Origin of the sequence: Brevundimonas bullata (assembly GCF_014207965.1) — a bacterium.
In the GTDB taxonomy this organism is placed as follows: Bacteria; Pseudomonadota; Alphaproteobacteria; order Caulobacterales; family Caulobacteraceae; genus Brevundimonas; species Brevundimonas bullata_A.
This window is the reverse complement of sequence record NZ_JACHLM010000003.1, coordinates 99,266-123,602: the sequence shown is the minus strand read 5'-3', so window position 1 is coordinate 123,602 and position 24,337 is coordinate 99,266. Positions and strand designations below refer to the sequence as shown.

At 67.1% G+C, this 24,337-nt stretch carries 20 protein-coding genes; 10 read left to right on the top strand and 10 right to left on the bottom strand.

Going from position 1 to position 24,337, the window contains the following annotated elements; all coding sequences use genetic code 11:
* Positions 1–90: 90 nt before the first annotated feature.
* Positions 91–915, bottom strand: a complete 825-nt coding sequence (locus HNP51_RS09210; protein ID WP_184270170.1) for a uracil-DNA glycosylase family protein — start codon at positions 913–915, stop codon at positions 91–93.
* Between the two features lie 191 nt (positions 916–1,106).
* Between HNP51_RS09210 and HNP51_RS09205 the strand changes: the two genes are divergently transcribed.
* From HNP51_RS09205 to HNP51_RS09170, 8 genes are all read left to right on the top strand, one after another.
* The gene (locus HNP51_RS09205) at positions 1,107–2,756 is read left to right on the top strand and encodes an electron transfer flavoprotein-ubiquinone oxidoreductase (RefSeq protein ID WP_260398473.1); all 1,650 of its coding nucleotides are present in this window, start codon (positions 1,107–1,109) and stop codon (positions 2,754–2,756) included.
* A gap of 55 nt (positions 2,757–2,811) precedes the next feature.
* A complete protein-coding gene (locus tag HNP51_RS09200; RefSeq protein WP_184270176.1) occupies positions 2,812–4,695 on the top strand; it encodes a tetratricopeptide repeat protein in 1,884 nt (627 codons plus the stop codon).
* Between the two features lie 4 nt (positions 4,696–4,699).
* Positions 4,700–5,557 (top strand): 4-(cytidine 5'-diphospho)-2-C-methyl-D-erythritol kinase, encoded by an 858-nt coding sequence (locus HNP51_RS09195; RefSeq protein WP_184270179.1) that lies wholly within the window; start codon positions 4,700–4,702, stop codon positions 5,555–5,557.
* A gap of 185 nt (positions 5,558–5,742) precedes the next feature.
* Complete coding sequence (locus tag HNP51_RS09190) at positions 5,743–6,630, top strand: glycine--tRNA ligase subunit alpha (RefSeq protein ID WP_114816136.1); 888 nt, start codon at positions 5,743–5,745, stop codon at positions 6,628–6,630.
* On the top strand, positions 6,627–7,007 hold the full coding sequence (locus tag HNP51_RS09185; RefSeq protein WP_184270181.1) for a hypothetical protein: 381 nt from the start codon (positions 6,627–6,629) through the stop codon (positions 7,005–7,007). The genes HNP51_RS09190 and HNP51_RS09185 overlap by 4 nt, the downstream gene beginning before the upstream one ends.
* Positions 7,007–9,076, top strand: coding sequence for a glycine--tRNA ligase subunit beta (gene glyS, locus HNP51_RS09180; RefSeq protein WP_184270184.1), 2,070 nt, complete (start codon positions 7,007–7,009; stop codon positions 9,074–9,076). The genes HNP51_RS09185 and glyS overlap by 1 nt, the downstream gene beginning before the upstream one ends.
* Before the next feature lie 201 nt (positions 9,077–9,277).
* Positions 9,278–11,968, top strand: a complete 2,691-nt coding sequence (gene ppdK / locus HNP51_RS09175) for a pyruvate, phosphate dikinase (RefSeq protein WP_184270187.1) — start codon at positions 9,278–9,280, stop codon at positions 11,966–11,968.
* Positions 11,969–12,285: 317 nt separating this feature from the next.
* On the top strand, positions 12,286–12,813 hold the full coding sequence (locus HNP51_RS09170) for a porin family protein (protein ID WP_184270189.1): 528 nt from the start codon (positions 12,286–12,288) through the stop codon (positions 12,811–12,813).
* Positions 12,814–12,900: 87 nt separating this feature from the next.
* Here the strand turns inward: HNP51_RS09170 and HNP51_RS09165 are convergent, their stop codons facing one another.
* From HNP51_RS09165 to HNP51_RS09140, 6 genes are all read right to left on the bottom strand, one after another.
* Positions 12,901–13,167 carry a hypothetical protein gene (locus HNP51_RS09165; protein ID WP_184270192.1) on the bottom strand — a complete coding sequence of 89 codons (267 nt, stop codon included), beginning with the start codon at positions 13,165–13,167 and terminating at the stop codon, positions 12,901–12,903.
* A 99-nt stretch (positions 13,168–13,266) separates the two neighbouring features.
* On the bottom strand, positions 13,267–14,412 hold the full coding sequence (locus tag HNP51_RS09160; protein WP_184270195.1) for a beta-ketoacyl-ACP synthase III: 1,146 nt from the start codon (positions 14,410–14,412) through the stop codon (positions 13,267–13,269).
* Between the two features lie 32 nt (positions 14,413–14,444).
* On the bottom strand, positions 14,445–16,508 hold the full coding sequence (locus HNP51_RS09155; RefSeq protein WP_221415860.1) for a capsular polysaccharide biosynthesis protein: 2,064 nt from the start codon (positions 16,506–16,508) through the stop codon (positions 14,445–14,447).
* 207 nt (positions 16,509–16,715) lie between these two features.
* Positions 16,716–17,552: a CoA ester lyase gene (locus tag HNP51_RS09150; protein ID WP_184270198.1), complete on the bottom strand. Its 837-nt coding sequence runs from the start codon at positions 17,550–17,552 to the stop codon at positions 16,716–16,718.
* Between the two features lie 64 nt (positions 17,553–17,616).
* Positions 17,617–18,513 (bottom strand): ROK family protein, encoded by an 897-nt coding sequence (locus HNP51_RS09145; RefSeq protein ID WP_184270638.1) that lies wholly within the window; start codon positions 18,511–18,513, stop codon positions 17,617–17,619.
* A complete protein-coding gene (locus HNP51_RS09140) occupies positions 18,510–19,004 on the bottom strand; it encodes a GAF domain-containing protein (RefSeq protein WP_184270202.1) in 495 nt (164 codons plus the stop codon). The genes HNP51_RS09145 and HNP51_RS09140 overlap by 4 nt, the downstream gene beginning before the upstream one ends.
* A gap of 172 nt (positions 19,005–19,176) precedes the next feature.
* On the opposite strand from HNP51_RS09140, the gene HNP51_RS09135 reads away from it, so the two are divergent.
* Entirely contained in the window at positions 19,177–19,356 is a 180-nt protein-coding gene (locus HNP51_RS09135; protein WP_184270205.1) for a hypothetical protein, read from the top strand.
* Between the two features lie 369 nt (positions 19,357–19,725).
* Here the strand turns inward: HNP51_RS09135 and HNP51_RS09130 are convergent, their stop codons facing one another.
* The gene (locus HNP51_RS09130; protein WP_184270208.1) at positions 19,726–20,706 is read right to left on the bottom strand and encodes a GlxA family transcriptional regulator; all 981 of its coding nucleotides are present in this window, start codon (positions 20,704–20,706) and stop codon (positions 19,726–19,728) included.
* A 188-nt stretch (positions 20,707–20,894) separates the two neighbouring features.
* Between HNP51_RS09130 and HNP51_RS09125 the strand changes: the two genes are divergently transcribed.
* Complete coding sequence (locus HNP51_RS09125) at positions 20,895–21,782, top strand: MBL fold metallo-hydrolase (protein WP_184270211.1); 888 nt, start codon at positions 20,895–20,897, stop codon at positions 21,780–21,782.
* Between the two features lie 403 nt (positions 21,783–22,185).
* Here the strand turns inward: HNP51_RS09125 and HNP51_RS09120 are convergent, their stop codons facing one another.
* On the bottom strand, positions 22,186–23,109 hold the full coding sequence (locus HNP51_RS09120) for a hypothetical protein (protein ID WP_184270215.1): 924 nt from the start codon (positions 23,107–23,109) through the stop codon (positions 22,186–22,188).
* Positions 23,106–23,900, bottom strand: a complete 795-nt coding sequence (locus tag HNP51_RS09115) for a hypothetical protein (protein ID WP_184270218.1) — start codon at positions 23,898–23,900, stop codon at positions 23,106–23,108. The genes HNP51_RS09120 and HNP51_RS09115 overlap by 4 nt, the downstream gene beginning before the upstream one ends.
* Between the last annotated feature and the right edge of the window lie 437 nt (positions 23,901–24,337).

Here is a 24,337-nt window from a genome sequence, read left to right as displayed (position 1 = left end):
GGCGGCCCCCTTCGTCGGCGCGGCTCCCTTCTCGACGTAGGGATTGTCAGCGCTCTGTGGACTGGTCGTCAGCCGCCTAACATGCCCCAGTCAGGCTTTCGGCTCAACCTGGGCCGTATCCAAATGCGCCGCCAGCGACAGGATGTCGGCCCAGGCGACCCGCTTGGCCTGCGGCTGGCGCAGCAGGAAAGCGGGGTGCAGGGTGGCCATGGCGGGAGCCGCAGCCGCCCCGTCGTCCAGCCGCCATTCGCGCCATTGGCCGCGAATTTTCATCAGGCCCTCTTCGGTGTTCAGCACCGATTTCGCCGCGGCTGCCCCCACCAGCAACACCGCCTTCGGCTGCATCAGGGCAAAGGCGCGTTCCAGGAAGGGGGCGCAGGCAGCCTGCTCCTGCGGCGAAGGCGGGCGGTCGCCGGGGGGCTTCCAGAAGACGGTGTTGGTCATGAAGGCCTGATCCGCCAGACCCGCCGTCGCCAGCATCCGGTCCAGCAACTGACCGGGCTGTCCGACGAAGGGCTCGCCGCGCAGGTCCTCGGTCTCGCCGGGCGATTCGCCGATCAGCAGGATGGAGCCCTTGGGATTGCCGCGCGCGAAGACGGCCTGCTTGGCTCCCATGGCCCGCAAGGGGCAGCCCTGGAAGGCGGCGACCGCCTCCGCCAGTTCGTCCATGGTCGTGGCGGCGGCGGAGAGCCTGCGCGCCTCGTTCACAGCGTCGGCGCCGGACATTCCACCATGCTGGCCGCCATGGAGAGCCGTGATCGTGGCCGAGGCCTTCTGCAGCATCTGCGGCGCGGGTGGGGCGACAAAGACCGTGCGGTCGACCGGCGCGTCCAGATAGCAGGCGTCCACCCCCGCATCGCGCCAGAAGGCGAGCAGGGCTTCGGTTGCGGCGGTGTCGAGGGGCTGGGGCGTCATTCCGTGACAGGGATAAGCCTTGACCGCCGCTGCGTCACCTCACGATAAGACGGATAACCACGACGATAACGAGGATTCAGGGGATCATGGGCGAGCAAGCGATCGAAGGCGGCGCGATCAACGCGTGGCAGGAAGCCGTCATCGACAAGCTGCCGCCGGCGGAAGCGCTGGAAGGCGTCGAGCGCGAGGTCATGGAATATGACGTCGTCATCGTCGGCGGCGGCCCCGCCGGCCTGTCCGCCGCCATCCGCCTGAAGCAGCGCGCCGAGAAGGACGGGAAAGAGATTTCCGTCGCCGTTCTGGAGAAGTCGGCCGAGATCGGCGGCCATATCCTGTCGGGCGCCGTGATCGATCCCAAGGCCCTGAACGAGCTCTTCCCCGACTGGAAGGAACGCGGCGCCCCGCTGGAGACCCCGGTGACCAAGGACAAGTTCCTGGTGCTGGGTCCGCAGGGCCAGGCCTCGCTGCCGATGTTCGCCATGCCGCCCTTTATGCACAACCACGGCTGCTACATCGCCTCCCTGGGCAATGTGTCGCGCTGGCTGGCCGAGCAGGCAGAGGCCCTGGGCGTCGAGGTCTATCCCGGCATGGCCGCCAGCCATGTGGTCTGGGATGAACCCACTGGCCGGGTGAAGGGCGTCGTCGCCGGCGTCTTCGGCATCGACCGCGAGGGCAAGCCGACCGGCGACTTCCAGCCCGGTCTGGAACTGCACGGCAAGTATGTCTTCATCGCCGAGGGCGTGCGCGGCTCGCTGGCCAAGACCATCATGGCCCGTCACGACCTGACCGCGAACTCGGACCCGCAGAAGTTCGGCATCGGCCTGAAGGAGCTGTGGCAGATCCCGGCCGACAAGCACCAGCCCGGCCTGGTCCAGCACACCACCGGCTGGCCGCTGGACGACAAGACGGGCGGCGGGTCCTTCCTGTACCACTTCGGCGACCGCTACGTGTCCGTCGGCTTCGTCGTGCACCTGAACTATCAGAACCCCTATCTGTCGCCGTTCGACGAGTTCCAGCAGTTCAAGCACCACCCGGCCATCGCCGAGCATCTGGAGGGCGGCACGCGCATCTCCTACGGCGCTCGCGCCATCACCGAGGGCGGTTTCCAGTCGGTGCCCAAGCTGGCCTTCCCCGGCGGCGCCCTGATCGGCTGCTCGGCGGGCTTCGTGAACGTGCCGCGCATCAAGGGCAGCCACAACGCCATGAAGACCGGCATGCTGGCCGCCGACGCCGCCTATGAGGCCGTCATCGCGGGGCGCGCGGGCGACGTGCTGGAGGCCTATGAGGCCGCCTACAAGACGTCGTGGGTCTATAAGGAGCTGAAGGTCGTCCGTAACGCCAAGCCCATGCTGTCCAAGCTGGGCACCATGATGGGCGGGGCGGTCAGCATGTTCGACATGTGGGTCAACCACCTGACCGGCGGCTTCTCCTTCTTCGGCACCATGAGGCACACCAAGACGGACGCGGCCTCGACCGGTCTGGCCAAGGACTTCAAGCCGATCACCTATCCCAAGCCGGACGGCAAGCTGTCGTTCGACAAGCTGTCGTCGGTCTTCATTTCGAACACCAACCACGCCGAGGACCAGCCGGCCCACCTGAAGCTGCTGGACCCCAGCGTGCCGATCAACGTCAACCTGCCCAAGTACGGCGAACCGGCGCGGCTCTATTGCCCGGCGGGCGTCTATGAGGTGCTGACTGACGAGCAGGGCCAGAACCCGCGCTTCCAGATCAACGCCCAGAACTGCGTTCACTGCAAAACCTGCGACATCAAGGACCCGTCGCAGAACATCGTCTGGACCACGCCCGAAGGCGGCGGCGGCCCCAACTACCCGAACATGTAAGGGCCAGAGGTTTCAGCCTCTTGCGGGCGGAAGGGAAAGCGTGAAGGGTCCGCCCATGCGCTTTGCCTTCCGCCGTTCCGCCCTGTTCGCCGCCGCCTCGCTGATCGCGTTGGGTCTGGCCGCGCCGTCTCTGGCGCAGGATGTCCCGCCGACGCCGCCGGTCCAGGACGCGCCGCAGCCGGATGTCGAGCCAGAACCGTCTCCTGAGCCGATCCTCGAGCCGCAAGCCGAACCGGACGCGGATACGACCGAGACGGACGAAGCCGAGGCGCCCAAGGTCGACCCTATCCCCGCCGTCTGGTCCCCGATCCCGACCGATGCGGAAGGGCGCAGCGCCTACGGCTACTACCTCGCGGGCCGCAACGCCCTGACCAGCGGCGAGAGCGAGGCGGGCGCCGACTATCTGGCCCGCGTCGAGGCCCTGACCCCCGAACAGCCGCGCGTGCGCGAACAGGCCTTCACCGCCTCGCTTTTGGCCGGCGACCTCGACGTCGCCGCCCGCATCGCGCCGGAAGGCGAGGGGGTCTCGCCCGTCATCGTCCAGGCCGGGCGTCTGGTCGCGGCGGTGCAGACCTTTGTCGGCGGCGACCCCCGCAAAGCGAACGCCATGCTGACGGCTGCGCCTGTCGGCGAGCCGCACGCCCGCGCCGGCCTCTATGTCCAGCCGTGGATCGCCGCCGCCGCCGGCGACTGGGACCGCGCCCTGGCCCCGGCGCCGACCGATCTGGACCCGATCAGCACCCTTCTGGTGCGCGCCAACCGCGCCCGATTGCTGGAGTTGCGCCGCCGCCATGACGAGGCCGACGCCGAGTGGCGCGACCTGACCAGCCACGCCCTGGCCTCGCGTCTGTTCCGTCTGCCCTATGGCGAGTTCCTGGAACGACGCGGCAAACGCGACGAGGCCCTGGTTCAGTATGACGCCGCCGTCACGGCCGGGGCCAGCGACCGGGCCACCATGTCGGCCCGCGCCCGCGTCCTGGCCAAGGGCCGTCCGCCCGCGGCGCCGAATTATCGCAAAGGCGCATCCCTGGCGCTGAAGACCGCCGCCGATCAGATCATCGCCCAGCGGGCGCTGGAGTTCGGCGTCGTCTATCTGCGCCTGGCCTTGAATCTCGATCCCACCGACGAGAATCGCTTCCTGATCGGCCAGACCCTGCAACAGGCCGAGCTGGAAGCCGCAGCCCGCGCCGCCCTGGCCCAGGTCGGGCGGCAAGACATCGAGCTCTACGCCGCAGCCCGCGTGCAGAGCGCCCTCAGTCTGGAAAAGGACGGCCAGTCCGACGCCGCCCTGGCCGAGCTGCGTCGCGCCGCCGAAGCGCGTCCGAACGAGGCCAGCATCGCCTATCTGCTGGCGGGGCAACTGGTGCAGATGAAGCGGTTCGACGAGGCGCTGACGATCCTGAATGGCCCGCTGCTGGCCACTGCGGATCAGGGCTTCGAGGTGCATTTCCTGCGCGGCGCGGCCTATGAGGCGCTCAAGCGCAATACCGAGGCCGAGGCTGAACTGTGGGCGGCGCTACAGAAACAGCCCAATGATCCGACGGTGCTCAACTACCTCGGCTATCTCTGGGTCGATACCGGCATGCGGGTCGAGCAGGGGGCTGAGATGATCGCCAGGGCCTTCGCCGCCGACCCGTCTGACGGCAATATCCAGGACTCGCTAGGCTGGGCTCAGTATCGTCGAGGGCAGTTCGACCTTGCGGTGGGCAATCTGGAACAGGCGGTGGCCAAGGAGCCGGCCAACGCGGAGATCAACGACCATCTGGGCGACGCCTACTGGGCCGTGGGGCGTCAGCGCGAGGCGGGCTTCCAGTGGAACCGGGTCCTGACGCTGGACGTCGAGCCCGAACGCAAGGCCGAGGTCGAGGCCAAGCTGCGTGACAAGCTGGGTCAGGAACCGACCGGGGACAAGGGCGCGGGTCTCGGCGCCGAGAGCTGATCCGGTGACGCTCAACGGCCTGGCTCCGGCCAAGATCAACCTCTTCCTGCATGTCGGCCCGGTGGCGGACGACGGCTATCACCCCCTGGCCAGTCTGGTGGCCTTCGCCGACGTGGGCGACGGCGTGAGTGTGACCCGCGCCGGCGCCCTGTCCCTGACCGTAACCGGCCCGTTCGGTGGCGCTCTGGCGGGCGAGGGCGACAACCTGATCCTGCGGGGCTTGCGGGCGCTGAGCGAGGCCGCCGGGATCGGCGCGCCGCCGGTGGCGGTGACGCTGGACAAGCAACTTCCCATCGCCGCTGGTCTGGGCGGCGGTTCGGCGGATGCGGGCACGGCCATCCGTCTGGCGGCGCGACTGCTGGGCCTCGATCTGGACGAGGCGGCGCTGGAAGCGGTCGCAGGCGTGGTCGGCGCCGACGGCCCCATGTGCCTGCGCGCCCATCCGGCCTGGGCCACGGGCCGAGGGGACGACCTGCACGACGAGCCGCGCCTGCCGCCGCTGCACGCCGTCCTGCTCAACCCCGGTCTGCCGTCGCCGACGGGGGCGGTCTATCGCGCCTATGACGATGCGCCCGCGGGCGGGGCTGATTGTCCGGACGGCCCCGCTGACTGGTCGCCAGCCGCCGTGATCGACTGGCTGAAGGGGCAGCGCAATGATCTGGAAGCCCCCGCCCTGCGCGTCACGCCGGGCATAGGCGAGGCCCTGTCGGCCATGCAGGCCGCGCCGGGCTGTCGTCTGACGCGGATGTCGGGCTCGGGCGCGACGGTCTTCGGCCTGTTCGACGACGCGGCGGCGGCGAAGGCGGCGGCGGTTGCGCTGCAACGCCCCGGATGGTGGGTGCGGCCCTGTACCCTCCACTGACCGTCATCCCGGAAAGCGTGCAGCGCTTGTCCGGGACCGCAGGAAACGCCGGCGTCTTGGGCGGTCCCGGCCCGGCGCGGCTGCGCCGCTTGGCCGGGATGACGGAACCGTCGCCTCCGGTTGAGTTTCCGGCGCGCGCGCCCTAGGGTCCGCGCTCAAATTTTGCGCTGCGAAAACGAGCCGACGTGACCACCGAACCCCTCGCCTTCCAGGACCTGATCCTGACCCTGCACAAATACTGGGGCGACCAGGGCTGCGCCATTCTGCAGCCCTATGACATCGAGGTCGGGGCCGGCACGCTCCACCCCGCGACCGTCCTGCGCGCGCTGGGACCCAAGCCGTGGAAGGCTGCCTACGTCCAGCCTTCGCGCCGCCCGGGCGACGGCCGCTACGGCGAGAACCCCAACCGGCTGCAGCACTATTACCAGTATCAGGTCATCCTGAAGCCGAACCCGGACAACCTGCAGGAGCTCTATCTCGGCTCGCTGGCCGCCATCGGCATCGATCCGAAACTGCACGACATCCGCTTTGTCGAGGACGACTGGGAAAACCCGACCGTCGGCGCCTGGGGCCTGGGCTGGGAGGTCTGGTGCGACGGCATGGAGGTGACGCAGTTCACCTATTTCCAGGGCGTCGGCGGCATCGAGGTCGACGTGGTCTCGGGCGAGCTGACCTACGGGCTGGAGCGTCTGGCCATGTATGTTCAGGGCGTCGACAACGTCTATGACCTGAAGTTCAACAAGGAAGGCCTGACCTACGGCGAGGTCTTCCTCGAGAACGAGCGTCAGCAGTCCGAAGCCAACTTCCACGGCTACGACGTCGCCGCGCTGAAGCGCCGTTTCGAGGACATGGAGCGCGAAGCCGCCCACTTCCTGACCATGAAGGGTCCGCAGGGCCAGCCGCTGGTCCTGCCCGCCTACGACCAGGTGCTGAAGGCCTCGCACCTGTTCAACCTGATGGACGCCCGCGGCGCCATCGCCGTCGCCGAACGCCAGAGCTACATCGGCCGCATCCGCGACCTGTGCAAAGCCTGCGCTTTGGCCCAAGTCGAACATGAGAAGGCGACGTCGTGAGCACTGTCACTGGAATCCTCTCGTTCGATCTGTCCGACACCAATCTGGAACAGAGCCCCGGCGAGCCGATCTCTCTGTTTTCCAGCGGCCGCGTGGAAATCGAAGGCCAGGAGTCGTGGGCCGAGGTGCGCATCGTCCGCCACGCTAATGACCAAGGCAGCCATCTGGCGTCGCAGCCCGGCGGTTGGCGCGGCGTGGTCGTGGTCGGCGAAGAATGGTTCGGCATTCTGCAGAACGCTTTCCTGGCCCCGCAGTCCTTCCTGCTGAACATCGCCTTCAGCGGCGAGACCGACGCGGCCGACGCGCCCTTGGCCCTGAAGGACATCGCCCTCACCCTGATGCGGTCTGCCGCCACGACCGAAGAGTCCGCCGCCTGATGCCCCAGCTTCTTCTCGAAATCTTCTCCGAAGAAATCCCCGCCCGTATGCAGCAGGGCGCCGCGCGCGACCTGGAGCGCATGGTGTCGGACCGTCTGAAGGCCGCCGGCCTGACCTGGGAGGCGCTGAACGTCTTCGCCGGTCCGCGTCGCCTGACCTTGGTCATCGACGGCCTGCCGGTCGCCGCCGAAGACCGCAACGAGGAGGTCAAGGGCCCCAAGACTTCGGCCCCGGCTCAGGCGCTGGAAGGCTTCCTGCGCAAGACCGGCCTGACGCAGGACCAACTGGTCGAGCGTGATGGGATCTGGTTCGCCGAGATCAGCAGCAAGGGCCGCCAGACGACCGAGGTCTTCGCCGAGGCCGTCGATCAGATCGTCCGCAGCTTCCCCTGGCCCAAGTCGATGCGCTGGGGCGCCGGAACCCTGCGTTGGGTGCGCCCGATCAAGCGCATCATCGCCCTGTTCGACGGGGCGGTGGTGCCGTTCGAGATCGACGGCATCCAATCCGGCGACGTGACCGAGGGTCACCGCTTCATGGGCTCGGGCCAGCCGTTCGCGGTCAAGGACTTCGCCGACTATCGCGCCAAGCTGGAACGCGACTTCGTCCTGATCGACGTGGCTGACCGCAAGCTGCGCATCCTCGAAGCCGCCAAGGCCGCCTGCGCCGCGCGCGGTCTGGTGCTGGTCGATGACGACGGCCTGCTGGACGAGGTCGCCGGTCTGGCCGAATGGCCGACGCCGATCCTGGGCGACATGGACCCGCAGTTCCTGTCGCTGCCGCCCGAAGTGGTCCGCCTGTCGATGAAGGTGCACCAGAAGTATTTCGCCGTGCGCGATCCGTCCAAGGATGGTCTGGCGCCCAACTTCCTCGTCGTCGCCAACGTCGAGGCGACCGATGGCGGTCAGGCCCTGGCCGCCGGCAACAGCCGCGTCCTGTCGGCCCGCCTGAACGACGCCCGCTTCTTCTGGGACGAGGATCAGAAGGTCGGCTTCGACGCCTGGAACGACAAGCTGAAGGGCGTCACCTTCCACGCCAAGCTCGGCACACTGGCTGAACGCGTCGATCGCATCGCCGCCCTGGCGCGCGAGATCGCGCCTCTGGTCGGCGCCGACGCGGATCAGGCCGAACAGGCCGCGCGCCTCTCCAAGGCCGATCTGGCCTCTGGCATGGTCAGCGAATTCCCCGAATTGCAGGGGATCATGGGCGGCTACTACGCCCGTCTGGCCGGCTACCCCGACGCCGTCGCCGACGCCGTGCGCGACCACTACAAGCCGCAAGGTCCGGGCGACAGCGTCCCGACCGCCCCGGTCACGGTCGCCGTCGCCATCGCCGAGAAGCTGGACACCCTGGTCGGCTTCTTCGCCATCGACGAAAAGCCCACCGGCTCGCGCGACCCGTATGCCCTGCGCCGTGCGGCGCTGGGCGTGATCCGGCTGGTGCTGGAGAGCGGCGCTCGTATCGGCCTTCGCGGCGACGCCTTCTCGGCGGCTATGGCGGCCTTGGATAGGGGCAATGTCCAGCGTGCCGTCGACAAGCTCGCGGTCGAAACTGAACTCAGCGCCTTCTTCGCCGACCGCCTGACCGTCCTGCTGCGCGACCAAGGCCAGCGTCACGACCTCGTCGCCGCCGTCTTCGCTCTGGGCGACGACGACCTGGTGCGGATCGTGCGACGGGTGGAGGCGCTGGCCGCCTTCCTCGCCACGGACGACGGGGCCAACCTGCTGGCCGGCTACAAGCGGGCGTCCAACATCCTCAAGGCCGAGGAAAAGAAAGGCCCGCTGCCGGAAGGAGCCGTCGCCACTGGCCTGGCCAACCAGCCGGCGGAAGAAACCGCCCTGGCCTTCGCCGCCGCCGCCGCCGCGACCGCCGTGGACGCCGCGCTGGAGACCGAAGACTTCGCCGCCGCCATGACGGCGCTCGCCGCCCTGCGCGGCCCGGTCGACGCCTTCTTCACTGGCGTCATGGTCAACTCCGACGTGGCCGAGGAGCGTGAGAACCGCCTGAAGCTGCTGGGTCAGGTGCGCGGCGTGATGGGCCGGGTCGCGGACTTCGGCCAGATCGCGGGCTAGGCGCTCAAGCAGCCGAAGGCGTTAGCGCGCAAGAATGAGCTTTCTCCCTCCCCTTCATGGGGAGGGAGAGGCGGTTTCGACACATCCTCACACGGATTGTTACACCCACGGCCTCGCCTTCGCGCTTGCAGCACGCTAGTCAGGGCCACCGTAAGCGGGACTCGATCCTGCGACGACTGACCACGGCTCAGGGACTGCAAGATGACCAAGTGGGTGTACGGCTTCGGCGGGGGATCTGCTGACGGCGACGCGTCGATGAAGAACCTTCTCGGCGGCAAGGGTGCGAACCTGGCCGAGATGTCCTCTCTCGGCCTTCCGGTGCCGCCCGGCTTCACCATCACGACGGAAGCCTGCGTCCACTATTACTCCAACGGCGAGACCTATCCGGCCGCGCTGGCTGAACAGGCCGCCGCCGGTCTGAAGACCGTCGAGGGCATCGTCGGCAAGACCTTCGGCGATGCGTCCAACCCCCTGCTGGTCTCGGTGCGCTCGGGCGCGCGGGCCTCGATGCCGGGGATGATGGACACGGTGCTGAACCTGGGCCTGAACGACCAGACGGTCGAGGGTCTGGCCAAGCTGTCCGGCGACCGCCGTTTCGCCTTCGACAGCTATCGTCGTTTCATCACCATGTATTCCAACGTGGTCCTGGGCATCGGCCACGATCAGTTCGAAGAGGTTCTGGACGACCACAAGGATCGACTGGGCGTCTCGATCGACACGGCCCTGACCGCCGAGAACTGGGAAAAAGTGGTCGCCGACTACAAGGTCCTGGTTGAACGCGAGCTGGGCCAGCCCTTCCCGCAGGACCCGCATGATCAGTTGTGGGGCGCCGTCTCGGCCGTCTTCGCCAGCTGGATGAACGACCGCGCGAAATTCTATCGCCGGATGCACGACATTCCCGAAAGCTGGGGCACGGCCGTCAACATCCAGTCGATGGTGTTCGGCAACATGGGCGAGACCTCGGCGACGGGCGTGGCCTTCACTCGCAACCCCTCGACCGGCGAAGCCAAGCTGTACGGCGAGTTCCTGATCAACGCCCAGGGCGAGGACGTGGTCGCGGGCATCCGCACGCCGCAGTCCCTGACCAAGGCCGGGCGCGAGGAGATGGGCGAGACCGCCCTCTCGATGGAAGAGGCCATGCCGGTCGTCTTCGCCGAGTTCGTCGACGTGGTCGGGCGGCTGGAAAGCCACTATCGCGACATGCAGGACATCGAGTTCACGGTCGAGCAGGGCCGTCTGTGGATGCTGCAGACTCGCAACGGCAAACGCACCGCCAAGTCGGCGCTGAAGATTGCCGTCGATCTGGCCTCCGAGGGCGTGATCTCGCAGGAAGAGGCCGTGTCGCGGGTCGAGCCAGCCGCGCTCGACCAACTGCTGCACCCGACGCTGGACCCCAACGCCGCCCGCACCGTGGTGGCGGCGGGCCTGCCGGCCTCGCCCGGCGCGGCCACCGGCAAGATCGTCTTCGACGCCGACGAGGCCGAGCGCCTGTCGCAGGTCGGCGACGCCGTCATCCTGGTGCGCGAGGAAACCAGCCCTGAGGACATCCACGGCATGCACGCGGCGCGCGGCATCGTCACGGCGCGCGGCGGCATGACCAGCCACGCGGCTGTCGTGGCGCGCGGCATGGGCCGCCCTTGCGTCTCCGGCGCCGGTGAAATCTCGATCAACGAGAAGGCCGGGACCTTCACCGCGCGCGGCCGCACCTTCAAGGCCGGCGAGGTCATCACCATCGACGGCGGCAAGGGCGAGGTCCTGGACGGCGCCGTGGCCATGATCGAGCCGGAACTGACGGGCGACTTCCAGACCCTGATGGCCTGGGCCGACGGCGTGCGCCGTCTGAAGGTCCGCGCCAACGCCGAGACCCCGCTGGACGCCAAGACTGCGCGCGGCTTCGGCGCCGAGGGCATCGGCCTGTCGCGCACCGAGCACATGTTCTTCGACGAGGCCCGCATCGCCGCCGTGCGCGAGATGATCCTGGCCGACGACGAGCAGGGCCGCCGCATCGCCCTGGCCAAGATCGCGCCCTTCCAGAAGGCCGACTTCGCCGACCTGTTCACCATCATGGCCGGTCTGCCGGTGACGATCCGCCTGCTGGACCCGCCGCTGCACGAGTTCATCCCGCACACGGACGCCGACATCGACGCCCTGGCCGCCGGTTCGGGTCTGGACGCCGCCAAGTTGAAGCGTCGCGCGCGGGAACTGCACGAGACCAACCCCATGCTCGGCCACCGCGGCTGCCGCCTGGGCGTCGCCTATCCCGAGATCTACGAGATGCAGGTCCGCGCCATCCTGGAGGCGGCGCTGGAGGTGAAGCATGCATCTGGTTTGGCTCCGATCCCCGAGATCATGCACCCGCTGGTCGCGCTGGGTCTCGAGATGAAGTACCTGCGCGAACTGACCGACCGCACCGCGCGGGCCGTGTTCGCGGACGCTGGCGACAGCGTCGACTACCTGGTCGGCACCATGATCGAACTGCCGCGCGCGGCCCTGCGCGCCGCCGACCTGGCCGAGTACGCCGAGTTCTTCAGCTTCGGCACCAACGACCTGACCCAGACGACCTTCGGCATCAGCCGCGACGACTCCGGCCACTTCCTGCAGGCCTATCTGGACAAGGGCATCTTCGAGACCGATCCCTTCGTGCGTCTGGATCAGGACGGCGTGGGCGACTTGATCCGCATCGCCGCCGAGCGCGGTCGCGGCGTCAAGCCGGACATGAAGATGGGCATTTGCGGCGAACACGGCGGCGACCCCTCGTCCATCGCCTTCTGCGAGAGCGTGGGCCTCGACTACGTCTCCTGCTCGCCCTACCGCGTGCCCATCGCCCGTCTGGCGGCGGCCCAGGCGGCGCTGGCGGCCCGCTCGGGCGAGGAGCGCGAAAAGGACCGCTAGAGCGAAATCGGTTCAGATGCGATCGCATCTGAACCCAGATATTCGCTCCAGTATCAATCCAGAGCCTGACACCGGTCAGGCTCTGGACCCCGCTTCAGGTCTGAGCGCGCAAAGGCGGTCCTTCGGGGCCGCCTTTTTCGTGCCGGAATAAAGTCGTTATCGGCGTAACGCTGTATGTGTCTGGTAGCGCACGGTTGCGACCGTGTATTCATCCGCCTATGGAACGCCTTGGCGGAATACCCATTTAACTCCTCGCTGGATGGGGCCGGTGACCGCAGAAGTCACCACATCTGGTTTTACTAGGAGTTATAGAAACAATGCGTAACATTTTTCTCGCCGCCGCCGCTATTTCTGCAATCGCCGCTCCGGCATTTGCTCAATCTGGTCCTGACGCCCGTGGTTACGGCTCGCTGGGTTACACGCATCTGGAAGGCGACTCCGCCACGACCGGCGCCGTGACTGGCCGCCTGGGCGTGAACCTGAACCGTTACCTGGCGCTCGAGACCGAAGCCTCGGTGGGCGTCAAGGACGACGACTTCACCGTCGCCGGCATCGACGGCTCGATCAAGCACGAGTGGGACGCCGCCGGTTACGTGGTCGGCAAGTACCCGGTCAGCGACAAGCTGGAACTGTTCGCTCGCGGCGGCTACGGCCACACCGAGCTGAAGCAGGAGTTCCCCGGCGCCAACACCGACGTGGGTGGCGATAGCTGGAACTACGGCGTCGGCGCCAACTACTACGTCGACGGCGTCAACGGCGTCCGCGCCGATTGGACCCGTCGCGACTTCCGCGACAACGGCGGTGAGGCTGACGCCTATTCGGTCAGCTACATCCGTCGCTTCTAAGGCCTGACCTTCAAGTCTGGCGCTAGATACGACGAAGGCCCGCTCCGAGAGGAGCGGGCCTTTTCGTTTGCCTGGAAGGGCGGAGGTTTAGGCTACGCCCGGCGCCAGGGCCCAGCGCAGCGAGTTCTCGCCGAAGGGCTTGATGAAGAAGTCGCGGTAGCGTTCGAAGACCTCGACGATCTTGGCCTTCAGGTCCTGGGTCACCGACTCGCCGCGCTGGCGCTTCAGCGCCGCGACGCAGTTGACCACGATGTCCTGGTGGGCGGATCCGCCCATATGTTTCAACACCGTGGCCACGTCATGGGCCAGCGGATCGTTGAGCGTTTCCGCCCACGGTGAAGCCGTCTGAGTCATTCGGGCGCCATCCCCCTTGGTCTCGACACCTGTAACGGTTTGCAAAAATTTCCGAACAGTGCAAGCGCCGCCGGAAATAATGATTCCCGTTATCTGGTTTCAGGGCCGCTTTTGCACAAAAACCGTGCCTGCCGAGTAGCCGGCGCCGAAGCTGCAGATCAGGCCGACGTCGCACGGCGCAAAGCCGTCATGCTTCAGGTGGAAGGCGATGATCGATCCGGCGGAGGAGGTGTTGGCGTAGTCGTCCAGGATGATGACGTTCTCTTCCGGCTCGGGCTCGCGGCCCAACACCTTCTTGCCGATCAGGGTGTTCATGTTGATGTTGGCCTGGTGCAGCCACATCCGTTTCAGGCCGTGCGGGTCCAGGTTCAGCTCGGCGGCGTGGTCCAAGATCATCTCCGAGACCATGGGCACCACCTCCTTGAAGACCTTGCGGCCCTGCTGGACGAACATCTTGTCGCTTAGGCCGTCGGACGAGACCGGCTCATGTGCGCCCGTCGGCAGGGCGGCGCGGTTCAGGAAGCCGAAGTTGTTGCGGATATTGTTCGAGAAGCTGGTCTTCAGCTTCGTGCCCAGAATGTCCCAGCCGCCCGGTCCGGCCTGATCCTCGGCCTCGATGATGACGGCGGTGGCCACGTCGCCGAAGATGAAGTGGCTGTCGCGGTCCTTGAAGTTCAGGTGGGCCGAGCAGATCTCGGGGTTGACCATCAGAACCGCTTTGACCGAGCCGGAGGCCACGAAGTCCGCCGCCGTCTTGATGCCGAAGGTGGCCGAGCTGCACGCCACGTTCATGTCAAAGGCGAAGCCCTCGATGCCCAGCGCCTGCTGCACCTCGATGGCCATGGCGGGGTAGGGGCGCTGCATGTTGGACGCGGCGCAGATGACGGCGCCGATCTCGCTGACCGGCTTGCCCCAGGCTTGGATGGCGTCCTGCGCCGCCTTCACGGCCATCTCGGCCAGGATCGACAGCTCGTCGTCGCCGCGCGCGGGCAGGTGCGGCAGCATCCGCTCGGGGTCGATGATGCCCGACTTGTCCATGACGAAGCGCGATTGGATGCCCGAGGCCTTCTCGATGAAGGCTTCCGACGACGGCGTTTTCAGCTCCAGCTCGCCCGCGGCGATGGCCTCGGCGTTCTCGGCGTTCCAGCCTTCCGCCCAGGCGTTGTAGGCGGCGACCAGCTCGGCGTTCGAGATCGACTGCTCCGGCGTGAACAGGCCGGTGGCGGAGATGACGGCTTGGGGCACTAGGATAAGGTCCGTTGCAATGACGAACCCCCTCAATAGGCCGGTGGAAGGCTCCGGTCGAGACTGGCTTTTATGCCGCGCCACCAGCGATTGATCCGCCCGCGCGGCGGGGCGGGCAGGGGATGGTCGCGCGCCGCGACCAGGGCCTCGACCAGGTCCTCGGCCTCGCACGGCCAGCCTTCGGGCGTGACATAGACCGGGTAGCCGATCAGGGCGGCGTGGATGACGCTTTGCAGGCTGGCGCGACGCGTGCGGCGCTCGAACGGCAACTGATCGTCGGTCAGGCTCCAGCCGGCATAGAAGGGCCGGCCATAGACGCTGACCGCCTTGCCGCGCATCAGGGCTTCGAACCCGGTCAGCGAGGTCAGGGTCGCCAACCGGTCGCAGGCGTTCAGGCAGTCGATGATGTCCAGATCGTCGGCGGAGGCGTCGACCTCCTCCATCGCCGCATGGTCCAGCAGGCCGGGCCGGTTGCCCGCCGTCACGTCGGGGTGGTTGCGGTAGATCAGGAAGGCGTCCGGGTGGTCGGCCCGGGCCGCCTTCACCAGCCCCGAGTTGGTGCGCAGGTCCGGCCCGCAGCCCATCATGATCGAGCGGTCATTCTCGACCTGACCCACGACCAGCAGGATCGGTTTATCCTTGGGCCAATGCGCCGGAACGCCCGCCCCCTTAAGGTTGTATTTCGACAGGCCCGCCTCGACCACACGAACGCGCAAGGCCTCGGCCCGCGCCGCCTGATCCGGCGACGGCTCGCCCGCCTCGATCAGGCTCTCCAGTCGGCTGGGCCGGGTGGGGTCGTAATAGACGCCCTGATCGTCCAGGGCGACCGACAGGGCCCCGAAGAAGTCGGAGCCCAGGCCGCGCGAACGGATGAAGCCGTCCTCCATGCGCACGACCGGCCCCTCGAAGGCGTCGGCGGCGGCGCGGATCGACGGCGTCTCCTTGCCGGCCCACCAGATCAGCTTGCCGCCCGTGGCCCGCGCATGGGCGACGGCGGCGGAAGACCGCCAGAAGTAGCGCACCCGGCCCTTGGGCGAGTTCAGCAGGCGGCGCACCGGCGGCCGCTTGGCTGGGGCGAAGCCGACGGCGGCCCAGTCGCCCGCCAGCCGGTCGGCGCGGTCGCGCAGCGCAATCAGCCGTTCCAGCGCCGCCTCGGCCTCGCACCGCTGGCCGGTCACCGGATCGACATAGCGGGTGTAGGCGATCAGCGCCGCCGCCGCGACCTGCTCCAGATCGCGCGCCGTGCCGCGCCGCCCGGTCTGGACCGAATCCGTCGTCAGCCCCCAGCCCGAATAGAAGGGGGCGCCGAAGCAGCGCACCGGCAGGCCGCGCAACAGGGCCTCGAACCCCAGGGCCGAGGTCACGACATAGACCGCGTCCACTGCCGCCAGCAGGTCCGCGGGCCGCACGTCGGTGTCGATCAGGGTGACGCCGTCCAGCTGGTCCGCGGGAATGCAGCCCTGTTTGCGCCCAGCCGCCACGGCCGGGTGGCGCTTGACGATCAGCTGGGCGTCCGGCTCGTCCCGCCGAGCCGTCGCCAGCATGTCCGAGAAACTGGCCTTGCTGGCCAGTCCATAGCCGATGGAGGCGTCGCCAAAGGTCTGATCCACGATCAGCACCCGGCGGCCTGGCTTCAGCAGGCCCGCGTCCAGCGGCCCGCCCATATTGGTCTTGGACACACCCGAGGCGACGATACGCTCTATCAGGCCGCGTGCGCGGGCCTGCAGTGCGGCGTCGCACCAGTCAGGCGCCGTCGTGATCAGTTGCTCCAACCGACTGGGCCGCGTCGCGTCGTAATAGACGCCGATGTCGTCGACGATCAGGCTCAGGCTGGTCGCCCCGCTCTCGCCGATGCCGACAGAGCGCAGGAAGCCGTCCTCCAGCGCCACATAGGGTTTGCCGTGCTTTTCCGCCCAGCGCCGCCCCGCCGCCGCCGTCGGCTTCATGCCCCAACCCAGCACGGCCTCGGTCTGCGCTCCCGGCAGAGCCGACAGGTCATAGTCGGGCAGGAAGGCCGACAGGAAGGGGACCTTCAGCACGCCGGGCGCGCAGACCCAGGCGCGGGTTTTTTGAAGCGTCGGAAGCGGTGCGGTCATGGGGTTTGTCTAGGGTTTGTAGAGTGGCCGCGCCAGCCCGCTCTTCCTTCTCCCCTTGAGGGAGAAGGTGGGCGCCGGAGGCGCTCGGAAGAGGGGTGTCGGCGCGGCGGTGGACCATTGTCGACTGCGTGCGGAGCGCATTTCGGATAGGGCGCGCTCACACCCCTCATCCGTCAGGCTCCGCCTGCCACCTTCTCACACAAGGGGCTAGAGGGCGGCCAGCACCGCCTGTGCCTGTTCCAGATGCAGTCGCTCCACCATCTCCCCCTCGACGCGGATCACGCCCAGCCCCTCGGCCTCGGGCGCGGCGAAGGCGGCGACCACCTTGCGCGCCCATTCCGCTTCTTCAGCCGACGCCCCGAACGCCGCATTGGCCCCCTCGATCTGCGACGGGTGGATCAGGCTCTTGCCGTCGAAGCCATAGAGACGCCCCTGCGCGCACTCGGCCGCAAAGCCCGCCTCGTCCTTGATCCGGTTGAACACCCCGTCGATGGCGCTCAGGCCGTTGGCGCGTGCATGGGCGACGACCGCCGCCAGCCAGGGCTTCAGCGGTTCGCGGTTGGGTGCGGCGCCGGTCTTCAGCTCCTTGGCCAGGTCGTTGACGCCCAGCATCAGCCCGCCCAGGGCGCCGCCCGCCTCGGCGATGTCCCGCAAATCCACCAGGGCGCGCGGCGTCTCGATCATGGCCCACAGCTCGATGCCGGGACGCATGCCGTCCGACAGAGCGTGAACCGTGGCAGCGTTCTCGACCTTGGGCGCGACGATCAGATCGACCGGCGCATCCCGAAGCGCCGCCAGGTCGTCGACGCCCCAGGGGGTGTCCAGCCCGTTGATCCGCACGCCCAGGCGCGGGCCGAAGCCGCCTTCACGCGCCGCCGCCACCGCCGCCGCGCGCGCCTGAAGCTTCATTTCGGGCGCGACCGCGTCCTCAAGGTCCAGCACTGCCACGTCGCAGGTCAGACCGCGCGCCTTCTCGATCGCCCTCGAATTTGATGCGGGCAGGTAGAGGACGCTGCGCGCGCGTGTCGGACGGGGCTGGCTCATGCTTCGCTTCCACAAGGTTTCGGCGCGGACCATAGCGGGCGCGATCCTGCGTTCAATCTGGGGATCAGTCGGGCCAGAGCCGCGCCGCCCCGCGTACGCCCGAGGAATCTCCCCATTTTGCTGCAACGATCCGCCCGTCCCAGTGGTCGGAGAAGGCATGGCGCTCCACGACCTCGGGCAGGCGGTCGTACAATTCCGCCACGTTCGACATCCCGCCGCCCAGGACGAAGACCTCGGGGTCGGCCAGGTTGACGACCATGGCCAGGGCCCGACCCAGCCGGTCGATGTAGCGGGCCAGCGCCGCCGCCGCGCCCGCGTCGCCCCTGCGAGCGGCCTCGACGACCGCCTGGGCCTTCCAGGCCCGCCCTGTGGTCGCTTCGTGATCACGCTGGAAGCCGGTGCCCGAAACCCAGGTCTCCAGACAACCGTTCAGACCGCACCAGCAGGCCGGGCCCGGCGCCTCGGCGTCGCGGGGCCAGGGCAGGGAGATGTGGCCGATCTCGGCCGCCACGCCGTGCGCCCCCTCGACCAGTTTGCCGTCGATGATCAGGCCGCCGCCGCAGCCGGTGCCGACGATGACGCCGAAGACGCTGGCCACGCCCTTGCCCGCCCCGTCCACGGCTTCGGACAGGGCCAGGCAGTTGGCGTCGTTGGCCAGCCGCACCGGGCGGGCCAGCGCGGACGCCAGATCCTCGCCGAAACGGCGACCGTTCAGATAGGTCGAGTTGGCGTTGCGGATCAGGCCGGTGCGCGGTGAGGGCGATCCGGGGATGGCCAGGCCGATCGACCGCGTCGGGCCCGCTTCGGCCTCGACCCGCGCGATCAGGTCGGCGACCAGGGCCACGGCGGCGTCATAGTCGCCCGGATTGGGCTCGCGGATGCGCGCGGCGAAGGCGCCCGCGTCGTCCAGCGCGGCCGCCTCGATCTTGGTGCCGCCGAAATCGACCCCGATGCGCATCAGGCGGCGAACACCCTGGCCATCAGCCGCTCCAGCGCCTCGGCGTCCACGGCGTCAAAGGCGGCCTTTTCGGTCGCGTCCACGTCCAGCACGGCGATCAGCTCGCCCGCGGCGTCCAGCACCGGCACGACGATCTCGCTGGCCGATCGGCTGTCGCAGGCGATGTGGCCGGGGAAGGCGTGGACGTCCTCGACCACCTGGGTCACCCGGTCGCGCGCCGCCGCGCCGCAGACCCCGCGTCCGAAAGGAATGCGCAGGCAGCCCAGCGTGCCCTGATAGGGGCCGACCACCAACTCGCCCGGCTTGGCTTCGTCCACGACGTAGAACCCGGTCCAGAAGAAGGCGGGGAAGGCGTCGGCCAACATGGCCGCCACGGTCGCCATCCGCGCCGTCCGGTTCGGCTCGCCGTCCAGCACCGCCAGAATCTCGGCCTCTACCTCGGCATAGCGTTCGGCCTTGTCGGCGGGGCGGTCGTCGCGGGCGATATAGGACATGGCGGCTCTCCTTCGGGAGATCGCCATATAGGCTCCAGCCTCGCGGCACAAAGGGTCGGGCGGCGTGCGACGAGAAAATGGAACAAAAAGCGAACAATTGACTTGAGGGTGTCACAAGCCGTGCGTAGCTTCCTTCAAGCCTGCCTAGGCGGGCTGTTTCGGGAGAATGGGGATGAACAGTGCATCGCAGGCGGATGAGAACTTCGCGCGGCGTATGGCATGGTTGGATCGCGAACTGGCCCTGCGGGTCGAGGAGGCGCGCGCCGGTGATCCCGGCAACCGGGCTCTGGCCGTGGGTCTGTTGATCGGCCTGGTCGCAGGCATGACGCAGGGCGGGTCGACCCCGTCATGAGCGTGAGGCGTCAGGCGTCGCTGGAGCGTCTTCTGGAGGGCGTCGACTGGTCGCGCTGTTCAGGGCGGGACCTGCACCGACTGGCCGAAGGCGCGGCCCAGGCCGCTATGCGAGGAGAGTGTCGAGACCGCCTAAGAGTGGCTCAACCCCTGCCTGAAAATCCGCGCGATTTTTCTTACCACCACTTGGCCGACCACCTAACGGTGCCTCAATCGCACCCAGCACCTTAGCGTGCAGGAATGCGCCAGATGCGGGTATTCAGGACCGCTCGACAATCGGACATTCGTGACGCTGCGGGGATGATCGCGAAAAGATGAAAATGCAGCTGCTCGCTCAGGTCGTGTTGGAGAGGCCGCGCCGTCCGGTCCTCTATCGCCCTGCTCCTCCGCCCTCGCGGAAGCTGCGCCGATAATCGGCGGGGGTGACACCCAGTTGGGCGGCGAACTGCTGGCGCAGCGACAGGGCGGCGCCGAAGCCGACCTCATGGGCGATGCGCTCGACAGGCAGGTCGGTCGTTTCGAGCAATTGCTGAGCCCGGACCACACGCTGCGCGTTCAGCCAGCGGGTGACGGTCATCCCGGTCGCCTCACGGAAATGGCGGGTGAAGGACCGGCGGCTCATCTGCGCGACCCCCGCCAGCCGGTCCAGCGTCAGCGGCTCGGCCAGGTGCGCCAGCGCCCATTCCAGCGCGCCGGGAAGCTTGCTCTGGCAGGGGAACTGCGGCACCGGCCGTTCGATATACTGCGCCTGGCCGCCCTGCCTATGCGGCGGCGTGACGAGAATTCGCGCCATCCGGTTGGCCTCCTCGGCCCCGTACCGCGTCCTGACCAGGTTCAGGCAGCAGTCGATGGCTGCGACGTTCCCGGCCGAGGTTACGATGTTGCCGTCTTCCACGTACAGCACGTCCGGCCGGAAGACCGCGTCGGGGAAACGCTGGGCAAAGGCTTCCCGCGCCATCCAGTGCGTGGTCGCCTGCCGGCCATCCAGCAGCCCGGCATTCCCAAGCACGAACGCACCGAGGCACAGCCCGACGATCGTCTTTCCCTCGGCATGGGCCGCGCGCAGCGTCTGGGCTAGAGCTTCGGGCGCCTGGGCGTCCGGGTCGCTCCAGGCGGGGACGACCACGATGTCCGCGCGCGCCAGAACATTGAGGCCGTCGTTCACGCGAACCTCGACGCCATCGCCGGTGCGGATCATGCCCGGCGTCACCGCGCAATGGCGCACCTCATAGGCGGGAGAGCCGTCAGGGTTCCGGGCGATGCCGAACACCTTCCCGGGCACGGCCAGATGGAACAGGCTGGCGCCGTCGAAGGCGAGCACGGCGACATGCAGAGGGAGCGTGACGCTCATGGGAGGGATGCTGACGATGATATTGTTCCGGGCCAACTGCACCCGCTGTGGACAGAGGGTCAAGCCATCCAGGGTGTCGGCGTCTGCGCGTTGGCCCAAAACTTTCGTTAGATGGCTATCGGGCCACTCCCTTCGAAGGCTCGCAGGCCCCAGATTGCGCTCATCAGCAATCTGACCGGAGCAGCACCATGCAGCCCACGACAATCATCCGCGCTATCGCGCTCGCTTTGACCCTCGGGGCGACAAGCGCCGCGGCACAGACCGCCCCCGATCCTGCGCCGGCGGCCGAGCCGGTGCAGATGCAGCACATCCGCAACGCCACGGCGAAGATCACCTATGCGGGCCAGACCTTCCTCGTCGATCCGCTGCTGGCGCCGAAGGGCGCCTATCCCGGCTTCGAAGGGACATTCCACAGCGAGCAACGCAACCCGTTAGTGGATCTGCCGATGACGACGGAGGAGGTGATGGCGGGGGTCGACGCGGTGATCGTAACCCATACCCACCTTGACCACTGGGACGGCGGCGAGCACGAGTTTGTCCGCAAGGATATTCCCCTATTCGTGCAGCACGAGGCCGACGCCGCCATGGTGCGCAGACAGGGCTACACCGATGTCCGCATCCTGGGCGTCAACACCGACTTCAAGGGCGTGAACCTGACCAAGGTCGGCGGACAGCACGGCAACGACGCCATGTATGCCAACGAGGCGCTCAAAGCGGGGCTCGGCGAGGCGATGGGGGTCGTCTTCCAGGCGCCTCGGTCGCCCACCGTCTACTTCGCCGGCGATACCATCTGGCACAGCGAGGTTGATCAGAGTCTTGAGCAATTCGCGCCCGACGTGATCGTCCTGAACACCGGCGAGGCCCGCATGAAAGGCTTCACCGGCTCGATCATCATGAGCAAGGACGACGTGCTTCACGCCGCACAGGCCGCGCCGGACGCGACCATCGTGGCCGTTCACATGGACGCCATCAACCACATGACGTTGAGCCGCTCCGACCTGCGGGACTACGTCGCGCAGAACGGCATTGAAGAGCGGGTCCGTATCCCCGCCGATGGTGAGACCCTGACCTTCTGACCACGCCCCCCCCGTTGCCATTGGAACAAGCCTCGGCCCGGCGTGCATTCCTGCGCGCCGGGCCGCATCCGACCAAGCGCGCAGGAGCCGCGACGCCTAGTCGAACCGACACTGCTACTCGCTTACGATATCCTGAGCTTTAAGATCGGTTCCGGAAACCAGACCTTCTGAACGTCCTAGATGAGTCAAAGTCCGACACTTCTAGGGCGAGCTCGATTGGGTGTAATCTGCGTTTGAGCCACTCTTAGCTGGTTTGGAGCCAGTTCTAAGTGGTCTCGACAGAGAGGGTGGTAGGCCTGGAGGGAGAGCCTCTAGGGACGCCTCAGGTGCTGGATTTCCTAGACTTTAGCGGCCTCCTAAGTGTGCCTGTGTCACAGTCGGGGTGTCACAGGCAAGGCCCGTATTAGGCGTGTCCGGCCGCCGTCTGCAAGATGCGCTGGGTAATGTCGCTGACGCCGGTGACGGGCAGGAAGCCGATCTCTTCTCGCTTTGATTGCTCGCCCAGTTCGTCATGCACCTCATCCAACTGATCTCGTTGCTTCTCAGAGATGAGCGGGTCGATGATGCCAGGGCTGTAGACGATCATTTCGTGGGCTCTGGGCAGGAATGTCGTTTGCTCGGCGTCGCGTCGCACGATCAGATCGAAGAGTTTTCGCTTGATGCGGTCCACCGATTTCGCTTGGGCCGACGGGCCTAGAGTGGCAAAATTTGCGACGAGGTCCGGTGATGAGAAGTCGATGCCGATGTCCGCGACTTTAGATCGGCGCTGCCTCTTCATCCGGATTTCCTCACTGAAGAAGTGCCCGTATGCTGGATTTCTAGCGACCACGTCCTCTAGCACCATAATCGGAAGGCGATCACCGCCTCGCGCGCCTAGCTCCTCTGCTGCCTCCTGCATGGCAACAACTTCGACGGCAGTGTCTGCCCGGTATTCGTAGAGGGAGGACAGTGCGCTCATCCACGTCCGGGCAACATCCCGTAATGAGTTGCCTTCTCCGCCCCGCACCTCCCCCAAAGTGACGCCGGTGAAGACTAGTGCCCGCTCTCTCAGAGCCTCATGGCCGCTTTCCGACAAGTTTTCGGCGAGTTCTTCAAACGCTACCTCGGCAGCGAAAATGGCAGTCTCAGCGGCCTTGCCGAACAAGCACTGGAGACGATTTAAGGCGTTGGCACGTTCGATGTGGAAGCCCCCGCCGTTCGCGGCCACCACGCCGATGACGAGCTTCTCGGGGCTGTCGAGAATGGGGGAAAGCAATACGGGAGCCCAGCGGCAGGCGATGGTGCCCTCCACTGAGGGGAAATCGTGAAGGCTGAAGGGGCGTCTCATGCCAGCATTCCCAGAGCTTCGGCCGCAAGCCCGGCAGTATGGGGCTGACGACCTTGCAGGAAGGTGACTACCGCCATGAAATCACCGTCGTCCAGAAGCTCGGCCAAGTAGTTGGCGGTCGCCAGGGCGGCGAAGTCCAGCCCCACATCTCCTGCCAGTTCCGCAGCCCTATGGGCGGCAAGCTGTCGCTGACGGTCGGCAAGGACAGGTGTGAGCCACTCTGTCAGCCGATTTGTCACGCGTATGTCGGGTGGCATGAGGTCACTATGACCCCATTCGGGGCCGGTAAAGCAGTGGCCGTCGTCGATCATCCAAACTTCTTGGTCGCCACTGAATAGGAGGTTTCCAGCGTGGCGGTCGATGTTGGCGACCAGAGCGTCGAAGCCATATAGCCGACCGGCTTCTGCCCACGCCGCCAGTCGACCCAACACCGCCACATTGCCTCGCTCACGGCACAGCATGGCTACTTGCGGCTGTCCCACATCGACGCTGGCAAAAACCAGCCGCCCGCCTTCCAGTTCCGGCCCGTACTTGGTGGATAGTCGGTCCGTGGATGCGAAGGCCAGATACGCGGGCGGGATTGGAAGACCGGCGGAAAGCCCCAAACCAGCGGCAAGAACTTCATTGGCTAGTTCGCGGGGGGCTAGGTCTTTGATAATCGCCGGGCGGTCGCCAGTGTCGGTGCGAATAACGCCCCTATAGGTGTCGTTAATATTTCCGGCCTTGAAGGCCACGGCCCCACCCAAGACCTGCGCCAGTCCAACGCGATGGGTGTCATTGATGTCGGCCAAGTCGCTCTCCCCCGAGGCTTCGGACAGCAATAGGACGTTCCCTCTCAGCGTGTCCACGGGGGCACCAGAGAAATGGGGAGCCCCTAAAGACTCCCCAAGTCTCAGTGAAGCGCCTTGATGATTGCCGCAACCCCAAGAAGGATGGCTGCGATATTCACCTTAAGCGTCACCGAAATCGTCATACGAAGGAGAGCTTTCATGGCTCGGGTTCCTTCGGACAGCGACCGGCCGCCTGTCCGTGAGGAGAGACGGAGCGCAGGGAGGAGCGATATTAAGCCGTCGCTATCCCCATCATCGACTGGCCGTCCGCGCTCTAGAAACGCCTCTGGCCCCCCAAGTGGTCCTGTTCGGCATTCCGCTTGGTCCCCCTAGGGGACTGCATAGGACCGCTCAGCAAGGGCGCGTTGTGTCTGGTATCCCATCCGGGCAGACTAGGG

Bases quoted from the DNA above. Each gene is read 5' to 3' on its own strand.
- HNP51_RS09150 (WP_184270198.1), bottom strand. From the start codon at position 17,552: ATGAGCCAGCCCCGTCCGACACGCGCGCGCAGCGTCCTCTACCTGCCC.
- HNP51_RS09165 (WP_184270192.1), bottom strand. From the start codon at position 13,167: ATGACTCAGACGGCTTCACCGTGGGCGGAAACGCTCAACGATCCGCTG.
- HNP51_RS09135 (WP_184270205.1), top strand. From the start codon at position 19,177: ATGAACAGTGCATCGCAGGCGGATGAGAACTTCGCGCGGCGTATGGCA.
- glyS (WP_184270184.1), top strand. From the start codon at position 7,007: ATGCCCCAGCTTCTTCTCGAAATCTTCTCCGAAGAAATCCCCGCCCGT.
- HNP51_RS09140 (WP_184270202.1), bottom strand. From the start codon at position 19,004: ATGTCCTATATCGCCCGCGACGACCGCCCCGCCGACAAGGCCGAACGC.
- HNP51_RS09155 (WP_221415860.1), bottom strand. From the start codon at position 16,508: ATGACCGCACCGCTTCCGACGCTTCAAAAAACCCGCGCCTGGGTCTGC.
- HNP51_RS09120 (WP_184270215.1), bottom strand. From the start codon at position 23,109: ATGAGACGCCCCTTCAGCCTTCACGATTTCCCCTCAGTGGAGGGCACC.
- ppdK (WP_184270187.1), top strand. From the start codon at position 9,278: ATGACCAAGTGGGTGTACGGCTTCGGCGGGGGATCTGCTGACGGCGAC.
- HNP51_RS09205 (WP_260398473.1), top strand. From the start codon at position 1,107: ATGGAATATGACGTCGTCATCGTCGGCGGCGGCCCCGCCGGCCTGTCC.
- HNP51_RS09170 (WP_184270189.1), top strand. From the start codon at position 12,286: ATGCGTAACATTTTTCTCGCCGCCGCCGCTATTTCTGCAATCGCCGCT.
- HNP51_RS09125 (WP_184270211.1), top strand. From the start codon at position 20,895: ATGCAGCCCACGACAATCATCCGCGCTATCGCGCTCGCTTTGACCCTC.
- HNP51_RS09130 (WP_184270208.1), bottom strand. From the start codon at position 20,706: ATGAGCGTCACGCTCCCTCTGCATGTCGCCGTGCTCGCCTTCGACGGC.
- HNP51_RS09210 (WP_184270170.1), bottom strand. From the start codon at position 915: ATGACGCCCCAGCCCCTCGACACCGCCGCAACCGAAGCCCTGCTCGCC.
- HNP51_RS09200 (WP_184270176.1), top strand. From the start codon at position 2,812: ATGCGCTTTGCCTTCCGCCGTTCCGCCCTGTTCGCCGCCGCCTCGCTG.